The 8,715-nt window shown below is 47.1% G+C and carries 5 protein-coding genes; all 5 read left to right on the forward strand.

All coding sequences use genetic code 11. From position 1 onward, the window contains the following. Positions 1 to 122 precede the first annotated feature (122 nt). The 5 genes from KW93_RS09150 to KW93_RS09170 all read left to right on the forward strand — a co-directional run bounded on the left by KW93_RS09150 (position 123) and on the right by KW93_RS09170 (position 8,689). Positions 123 to 596, forward strand: coding sequence for an S-ribosylhomocysteine lyase (locus KW93_RS09150; RefSeq protein WP_033542702.1), 474 nt, complete (start codon positions 123 to 125; stop codon positions 594 to 596). 11 nt (positions 597 to 607) lie between these two features. Further along, positions 608 to 1,540, forward strand: a complete 933-nt coding sequence (locus KW93_RS09155; protein WP_033542703.1) for a PLP-dependent cysteine synthase family protein — start codon at positions 608 to 610, stop codon at positions 1,538 to 1,540. After that, positions 1,540 to 2,673: a bifunctional cystathionine gamma-lyase/homocysteine desulfhydrase gene (locus KW93_RS09160; protein ID WP_033542704.1), complete on the forward strand. Its 1,134-nt coding sequence runs from the start codon at positions 1,540 to 1,542 to the stop codon at positions 2,671 to 2,673. Before KW93_RS09155 ends, KW93_RS09160 begins: the two co-directional genes overlap by 1 nt. Before the next feature lie 215 nt (positions 2,674 to 2,888). Next, the gene (locus KW93_RS09165) at positions 2,889 to 6,071 is read left to right on the forward strand and encodes a hypothetical protein (RefSeq protein WP_033542705.1); all 3,183 of its coding nucleotides are present in this window, start codon (positions 2,889 to 2,891) and stop codon (positions 6,069 to 6,071) included. A gap of 503 nt (positions 6,072 to 6,574) precedes the next feature. Continuing rightward, positions 6,575 to 8,689 carry an immune inhibitor A domain-containing protein gene (locus tag KW93_RS09170; RefSeq protein WP_033542706.1) on the forward strand — a complete coding sequence of 705 codons (2,115 nt, stop codon included), beginning with the start codon at positions 6,575 to 6,577 and terminating at the stop codon, positions 8,687 to 8,689. Positions 8,690 to 8,715: the final 26 nt, after the last annotated feature.

The raw sequence follows: 8,715 nt of genomic DNA on the forward strand, positions 1-8,715 counted from the left end.
TTGACTTATATCCCGAAGAGCTAGGCACTGAAGACTAGACAACGGGCAGGCTTATGACCCGAGGAGCTGGCCGTTGGAGTCTGGACACTAAAAACTGATTACAACAAAAGGAGACGATCCAATTGAAAAAGATGAACGTTGAAAGCTTCAACCTTGACCATACGAAAGTAGTCGCACCTTACGTAAGACTTGCAGGAGAGAAAACGGGCGCAAATGGGGACACCATCCGCAAATACGATATCCGCTTCAAGCAGCCGAACAAAGAATTCATGGAAATGCCGGCTCTTCATTCGCTGGAACATATGATGGCGGAACACAGCCGCAACCATTCGGATCAGATCATCGACATCGGGCCGATGGGCTGTCAGACAGGCTACTACCTGTCATTGATTAACCATGACGATTTCGAAGATGTACTGCGCATTATCGAAAACACATTGGAAGATGTCATTGAGGCAGACGAAGTTCCGGCATGCAATGAAGTGCAGTGCGGCTGGGCAGCGAGCCACAGCTTAGAGGGCGCGCAGGAACTGGCGCGTGAAATGCTGGCGAAAAAAAACGAGTGGCAGCAGGTCTTCGCTGAAGAAACTGTTTAAGGAGATTGACCATGAAATTTGCCACAGGCATTCAACAATTGATCGGTAACACGCCGCTATTGGAATTGACGAATATGGATATTCCGAACGGCTGCCGTATTTTCGCTAAACTCGAATACTTCAATCCGGGCGGCAGTGTAAAAGACCGCCTGGGTGTTTCGTTAATAGAAGATGCTGAACGCCGGGGCGTACTGAAGCCCGGCGGCACAATGATCGAGCCGACTGCCGGAAATACAGGAATCGGCTTAGCTATTGCCGCCATTGGCAAAGGGTATAAAGTAAAATTCGTGGTTCCGGAAAAATTCAGCCAGGAAAAACAGGGCCTGATGCGCGCACTCGGTGCGGAAGTCATCAACACACCGACTGAAAAAGGTATGAAAGGCGCGATTGAAAAAGCGCAGCAGCTCGCAGAAGAAGAGCAGGCGTTTTCACCTTCGCAATTTTCAAATCCCGCGAATCCCGAAACATACGTCCACACGCTTGGCCCGGAATTGTGGGAAGCGCTCGACGGCAACATCGATATATTTATCGCGGGAGCGGGATCCGGCGGTACGTTCATGGGAACGTCACGCTATTTGAAATCGAGGAACAAAGGGATCAAAACCGTGATTGTGGAACCGGAAGGCTCTATTTTGAACGGCGGCGAGTCCGGTCCGCATTTAACTGAAGGCATCGGCATGGAGTTTTTGCCGGATTATATGGACCGTGAACTATTTGAGGCGATCCATACGATCACCGATAAAGAGGCTTTTGCCGCGCTGAAGGAATTGGCGAAGCGCGAAGGCCTGCTGGTCGGCAGTTCTTCCGGCGCAGCGTATGTTGCTGCTTTGCGCGAAGCGGAATCAGCACAGCCCGGCAGCCACATCGTCACGGTATTTGCGGATTCAAGCGAACGCTATATGAGTCAGGACATTTATAACAGAACCTTCGAGGAGGAAAATTGATGAGAGCCAAAACGAGATTGATCCACGGCGGCATTGTTGGAGACGAAGCGACAGGTGCAGTTTCCACGCCGATTTACCAGGTGAGCACGTATAAACAGGAAGCTGTCGGCAAATTCAAAGGCTACGAATATTCACGTACCGGCAACCCGACGCGCCACGCGCTTGAAGAATTGATTGCGGACGTTGAATTCGGTCACGCCGGATTTGCATTCGGTTCCGGAATGGCAGCGATTTCATCCGTCATGATGCTGTTCTCGGCAGGCGACCACGTCATTTTGACCGACGATGTTTACGGTGGAACATACCGTGTCATGAATCAAGTCCTGAACCGCTTCGGTCTGGAGTTCACTTTTGTCGATACAGGAAATCTTGACGAAGTGGAAGCGGCAGTAAAAGAAAACACGAAAGCGATTTTCATCGAAACACCGACGAACCCGCTGCTTAAAGTGACGGACATCGAAGCTGTTTCGACATTCGCTAAATCGAAAGGTCTCCTGACGATTGTGGACAATACGTTCATGACGCCATACCTGCAGAGCCCGATCAAACTGGGAGCGGACATCGTTCTTCATTCTGCAACAAAATACATCGGTGGACACAGTGATGTTGTGGCGGGTCTTGTCGTTGTAAATACGGAAGAACTGGCGACGGATCTTCATTTCATCCAGAACTCTGTCGGTGCCATCTTAGGGCCGCAGGATTCATGGCTGTTGATGCGCGGCTTGAAGACACTCGGCATCCGCATGGAAGAAACAGGCGCGAACGCTCAGAAAATTGCTGAGTTCCTGAAAAACCATGACGCTGTCGGAACAGTTATCTACCCGGGATTGCCTGAACACACAGGCCACGAACTGATGAAGAAACAAGCTGCAGGTTTTGGCGGCATGATTTCATTTGACGTTGGCAGCAAAGACAAAGCGGGAGAATTGCTCGCGAAACTGAAATACTTCACACTGGCTGAAAGCCTTGGAGCAGTGGAAAGCCTGATTTCAGTGCCGGCTCAAATGACGCACGCTTCGATTCCGGTCGAACGCCGCGGCGAACTGGGGATTGTAGAAGGCCTCGTACGGATTTCCGTCGGGATTGAAGATGTCGAAGATCTCATTGAGGATCTGAAACAGGCATTAAACTAGAAAAGCGACAGCGCCCGTTAAGCTGTCTTCCATTAAGGCAAACTGAAAAGACCGTTACCACCTGTACCGCCAGGTAGTAACGGTCTTTTTTGAATTGTGACATTTTTGTAGACAACTAAGATATATAATTTGTATAGGAAATATTTTCTATAGTAATAAGTTTTTTCTATTATATAATTACGTTGAAATAATTTTTGGAAGAAAGCGGGAAAGATATGAAAAAAATACTGTTGGGGGCTTCAAGTTTACTTTTATTATTATTGCTGCCCTTGCTCATTTGGTGGCTGCAGGAAGAGAAACCATTGAAGGTTGCTATTATCGATAAAACAGTTCCAACGGAAAGTTACCGCGAACATAAAGGGCTGCCCTGGATTCTGAACCATGATCGCTATGGCAAAGAAGACGGGTCTCGTTATCAGGCGGCAACGGATTATTACGGCTTTATGCCAAATGAGGAAGAAGAAGATTATCTGATTCGAGACATTAATGAGCTGGAAAATAATTACGATTTGATTTACCTGGCAGATACATATGGGGTCTATCAGGAAGACCTTCCGTGGCAAGCCGGAAATGAGGAGGAAGGGGACGAGCGATCTGAACTCGTCTATGGCGGATTGAAAATGGAAGAATGGCAAACGGTGAAGCAGCGTGTCCTTGATGATGGCAGTGATCTGGTCGTTGAATTCAATACCTTCGCCTCCCCGACTGAGGGCGCGGTAAGTGCTGATATGGAGGAATTCCTTGGACTCAAGTGGAGCGGCTGGACAGGTAGATATTTTCCTGATTTAGCGGCTGATGCAGAAGTGCCTGTGTGGATCATCACGAATTTTGAACAGAATGGTGAAGAGTGGCAATTTACAGGCGGCGGGTTTGTACTCGTAGATGACGAAAGCGGCAAGATTGTCGTTCTTTCCGAAGAGAGTGGAGAGCTTGCTGGTGACCATGGCCTGCATGTGAAGTTTACAGAAGCGGGGGAAAAAGCGTTTGGTTTGGACAAGAGCCCATCATTCGATTACTGGTTTGATATCAATGAAGCGACAGCAGCGGACGTGATGGCGGAATATGAATGGGACCTGTCAGCAAAAGGTGAGCAGCTTCTCTCTGAGCAGAAGATACCTGTAAACTTTCCTGCAATTTTACACCGGGAGGTAAATGATTCTGCGGTTTATTATTTTGCAGGTGATTTTGTGGATGTGGAAAATGTACCGGCTTTTTATCAATACAGCGGTCTTGCGAAGTTGAAAGCGCTGTTCTCGCTGGACTTTTTCAACAGCACTGATAATTTTTACTGGAAGACATACGTGCCAGTAATGCAAACTGTTATGGCTGGAAGTTATGGAAAGGACAATGCTCCTGAGGATACAGTTTCAACTGCTGCGTCAAAAGAAGGCATTTCATACCCGGCAAAGATAAGCGGCCAGGAATTTGAAGTTTTCGAAGATGGTGATTGGAAGAAAATGACCATCAAAGGCGTCAATTTAGGGATGGCGAAGCCGGGGACATTTCCGGGGGAAGCTGCCATTACACGTGAGGAATACGACAGATGGTTCGAAGCGATCGGGAAGATGAACGCAAATGCCATCCGTGTTTATACATTACACCCGCCAGCTTTCTACGAAGCATTTGCCCAGTACAATAAAACAGCGGAGACTCCGCTGTATTTATTCCATGGGGTCTGGATTGACGAAGGGCCGCTCGAAGAAACACTGGACGCGTTCACTCCGGAAATTACGGAAAGTTTCCAGCAGGAAATGAAAACAATTGTGGATGTCGTCCATGGAAACGGCAGGGTCGAACAAAAACCGGGTCACGCCTACGGCAATTACAAAGCGGACATTTCGGATTATGTAATCGGCTGGATGATCGGCATCGAATGGCATCCGCATACTGTTCATGAAATGGGATTGAAATATCAGGAACTCGATGATTTCGATGGCAAGTTCATCAAAACGGAAGGTGCAAATCCGATGGAACACTGGCTCGGCCAGCAGCTTGATATTCTGGCGGCGTATGAATACGAAACGTACCAGAGTATGCGGCCGCTGAGTTTTACGAACTGGGTGACCACCGATAACATCGACCAGCCGGCTGAACCTAGCGAACAGGAAGATATGGCAACGGTCGACCCGAACCATATTATGGTGAAAGGAGAATTGGAAGAAGTGGGAATGTTCGCTTCATACCACGTATATCCATATTATCCGGACTTCCTGAATCTTGAAGAGAAATATACGGAGTTCGTCGACCATCGCGGCGAGAAAAATAATTATGCCGGTTATCTGCGTGATTTGAATGACTCGCATGAATTGCCGTTGCTGATAGCGGAGTTCGGCATTCCTGCTTCCCGCGGCATGACCCATACGAATCCGTTTGGCTGGAACCAGGGCTTTATTTCCGAAAGGGAGCAAGGCGAGATCGTAAGCCGGCTGTATGAAGATATTCTGGAAGAAGGCATGCTCGGCGGACTGGTTTTCACATGGCAGGATGAGTGGTTCAAACGGACCTGGAACACGATGGATTATGACAATCCGGATCAGCGGCCTTTCTGGTCCAACGCACAGACAAATGAGCAGCAATTCGGACTGCTCAGTTTCGACCGCCACAAGATTAAAGTGGACGGCGAGGATGACTGGCATGGAGATGGCATCCTTTATGAAAAAGGTGAAGGAGACCTGCGTTCCCTGTCGATGGATTCTGACGAACGCTATGTTTACATCAAGGCAGGTTTTGATCCGCAATCGGCGTGGTGGGAGAAAGACAGCCTGCGGCTTTACTTCAGTATGCGTGAGAATAAAGGCATAGCTGTGGAAGAGGGCTTCAACGCTGATTTCGAATTATCTTTGAATGGCGAAGAAGCGGCATTGCAGGTGGCGGGAGATTACGATACCTTCTATTATGATTATTTCGATCGGCTGGAAATGATTCCGGAAGAAACGGAAATTGAATCGAATTTCCATCCGATCCGACTGGCATTGAACAAAGCGGTTACAAGGCCAGACACAGGGGAGCAGTTGCCGTTCGAATCTTATGAAACAGGCAAGCTGCGCTTCGGCATGGCGAATCCGGATCACGAAGATTATGATTCACTGAATGATTATTACTATTCCGGTGAGACCGGTATCCTGGAAATTCGCCTACCGTGGATGCTCCTGAATGCCAAGGATCCGTCGAACAAGGAATTTACCGGTGATATCCGGAAAGACGGCATAGAAGCGAGCATGACAGTGGAAGGGATCAAAGCGGCAGCCGTTCTTGAAAGAGAGGACGGGAAGCGGGAGTCTCTTGGCCTGGACGGGAGCGAAGTCTATTCGTGGGAAGGCTGGAAACTGCCAGAATCCCGGGAACGACTGAAGCAATCCTATTATATTCTGCAGGAACTTTTCGGAAACACCAACTGAAAAAAAGGACCTTCTAGGGGGTCCTTTTTTCGTTCTCATATAAATTCCTGCTCCCAAGATTATGCGAGGGCATAGAGGGATGTGCCGTTCGTGCTTCTTCCTCTTCTGAAATACCCTTTCCTTTGCATATCATCCAAGAAAGATTTTTTCAGTAAAGCAGAGAATAAGCCGCTCACTTTCCAGAAGTTATTGAGGATACGGGTTTCAAAAAATTGGTTGAAGCCTATATATAAGTTTAAAGTTGTAAAAACCAGATTCAGATTTTAATAATAAATTGACGAATTCGTCCAGTTGGAAGGGCCGGCAACCTATTTTACGGCATGAAAAAGCATCAAAAAATTAAAAACAAGTAATATTTAGTCAGCTTTAGAAATAATAACAATACCTTTTACCTAATAATTCGGAATTCGAAATAATTAATATACCCTATTCTTCTGAATTGTCAGATATGTTAAGATTTTTCTTGTAGAAAATTCTGATAAGTTGGAAGGGGAAAACATCAAATGGCCAAAAGCAAGTGGGTTTCAATTCTTTCCGCAAGTGCTTTATCATTATCGTTGATGGCGCCAGCAGCAACAGCGGCACCAGTAGAAAAATTACCGACAGCATCCGACTGGAACACTGAACGCTATGGCGACAGAATTGATATTGACCAGAGCTTGAACGAACTATCGCAGGATGCGGACTTCCTGAAACAAGCAGAAGCGAAGATCAAAGCGCAGGCAGATGAAGTGGCAAATACAGAAGCATCAGCCGATGGAGACGATCCGTTCACTGAAGATCATGGAACAAAGCTATTCCTTAACCGCAATCTTGAGTTCAAGGAATTCACACTCCGCAGCATTGGAGACAACGTTGAAATCTGGGTAGCCAAAGATTTGGCATACGGACCAAACAATTCGAAGCCAGCTGATGTCGTAACACAGGCGCAGGTAGATAAATTGCAGGATGAATTCGACAGCAATATTTATCCGGTAGCTACCGATTTCTTCGGAACGCCGGATTCATTGGACGGTTCGCATTCACCGCTTCCAGGTATGGTCGGCCTGCCTGAAGGTTACTATGAAGGATCAGACAAAATAATCATGCTCGTCGACAACGTACAGGATGAAGGCTGGAACAATCCATCGTACCCATTCTTCGTAGCCGGCTTCTTCTGGCAGACGCTTGAAAACTATACAGATCGCAACATTATTACAATCGATACAAATTCATGGGAAACACGTCTTGAAAGCACATTCTTCGGAACGACAATCCATGAGCTTCAGCATTTGATTCAGGCAGACAACGATCCTTCAGAGGAAACTTGGCTGAATGAAGGGATGTCGACGTTCTCTGAATATCTTGGAGGATACGGACACGGAGAAGGCTCCATCAATTTCTTCCTGGACCACCCGGAAAACTCGCTTGTAAACTGGGATGAGCATGGAAAGGCGGCAACCGGTCCTGAAACAATTGCAGATTACGGACAGGTTTACCTGTTCACTCTTTATATGTATGACAAATTCGGCCAGGAGTTCATCCGTGAACTGGCAACTGACGGTGACAGCCAGGGTATGGCAAGCGTGAACAAAACGCTTCAGGATTATGGCACAAATAAAACATTCACTGAAGTCTATCAGAACTTCATGACTGCATTGACTTTGGATAACTCTAATGTAAGCAGCGATTATAATTTCGACAGCATTGACCTGCGTGAACTGCCGGTTGGTGATGGCGTACGCGGCAAAACTGTCGATTTTGAAAGTGCAAAAACATTTGAAAAAGAAGGCGTTCCGGCATGGGGCGGCGACTTTAAAGAATTCAACTTCGGAAAAAATGTGCGCGGCCTGAAATTTGACGGTGCGGATTTCCTTCCATTGCAATGGAGCACAGTCGCAGATCCTAAAGGTTCAGGCGCACAGGTACTTCACGCAAATAACGGCGACGAAGCTGACCAGGCATTGATCTTCGGTGCAACGGTTCCAGCTGCTGATGCCACACTGACTTTCGATCACTTCTATGACATTGAAGAACAGTGGGATTTCGGTATGGTTCAAGTTTCTGCTGATAACGGCGAGACATGGACTTCACTTGAAAATGAAAACACGCGTTCAGACGTAGTTGAAGAAGGCTACCCGACGATCAAAGAGAACGTTCCAGGATTCACAGGAACAAACGGCAACTGGGCGACAGAAACGTTTGACCTTTCTGCTTATGCAGGACAGGATGTATTGGTGTCATTCCGCAACTTGACGGACTGGGGTTCAAACAATGCAGGCTGGTTCATCCAAAATATTCAATTGGGCGATTTCTCAAATGACGGATCTTCAACAGAAGCATTCCAGTCACTTGGCCAATTAAAAGGTGAATACGTCGACTTCACGACTACATTCATCCAAACGAAGAAAAACGGCAAAGAGCGCGTATTCCATGTTGATCCATTCAATGTAACGGATAAAGAAGCTTTGGATCTTCAGCAGGTTCTTCGTGAAGGCAATGTGAAAATGATCACTTCTTATGCTGCTCCGGAAGGGCAGAAAGAAGCTCAGGAATTCACATATGAAGTTCTTTACAAAAAGGACAACCCGAACAAAGGAAAAGGCAAAAACAACGGAAAAGGCAAGAACAAGAACTGATGAAAAGCGGGCCGCGGCCCGCTTTT

The sequence above is a fragment of the Planococcus sp. CAU13 genome (genome assembly GCF_000775575.1).
Classification (GTDB): domain Bacteria; phylum Bacillota; class Bacilli; order Bacillales_A; family Planococcaceae; genus Planococcus.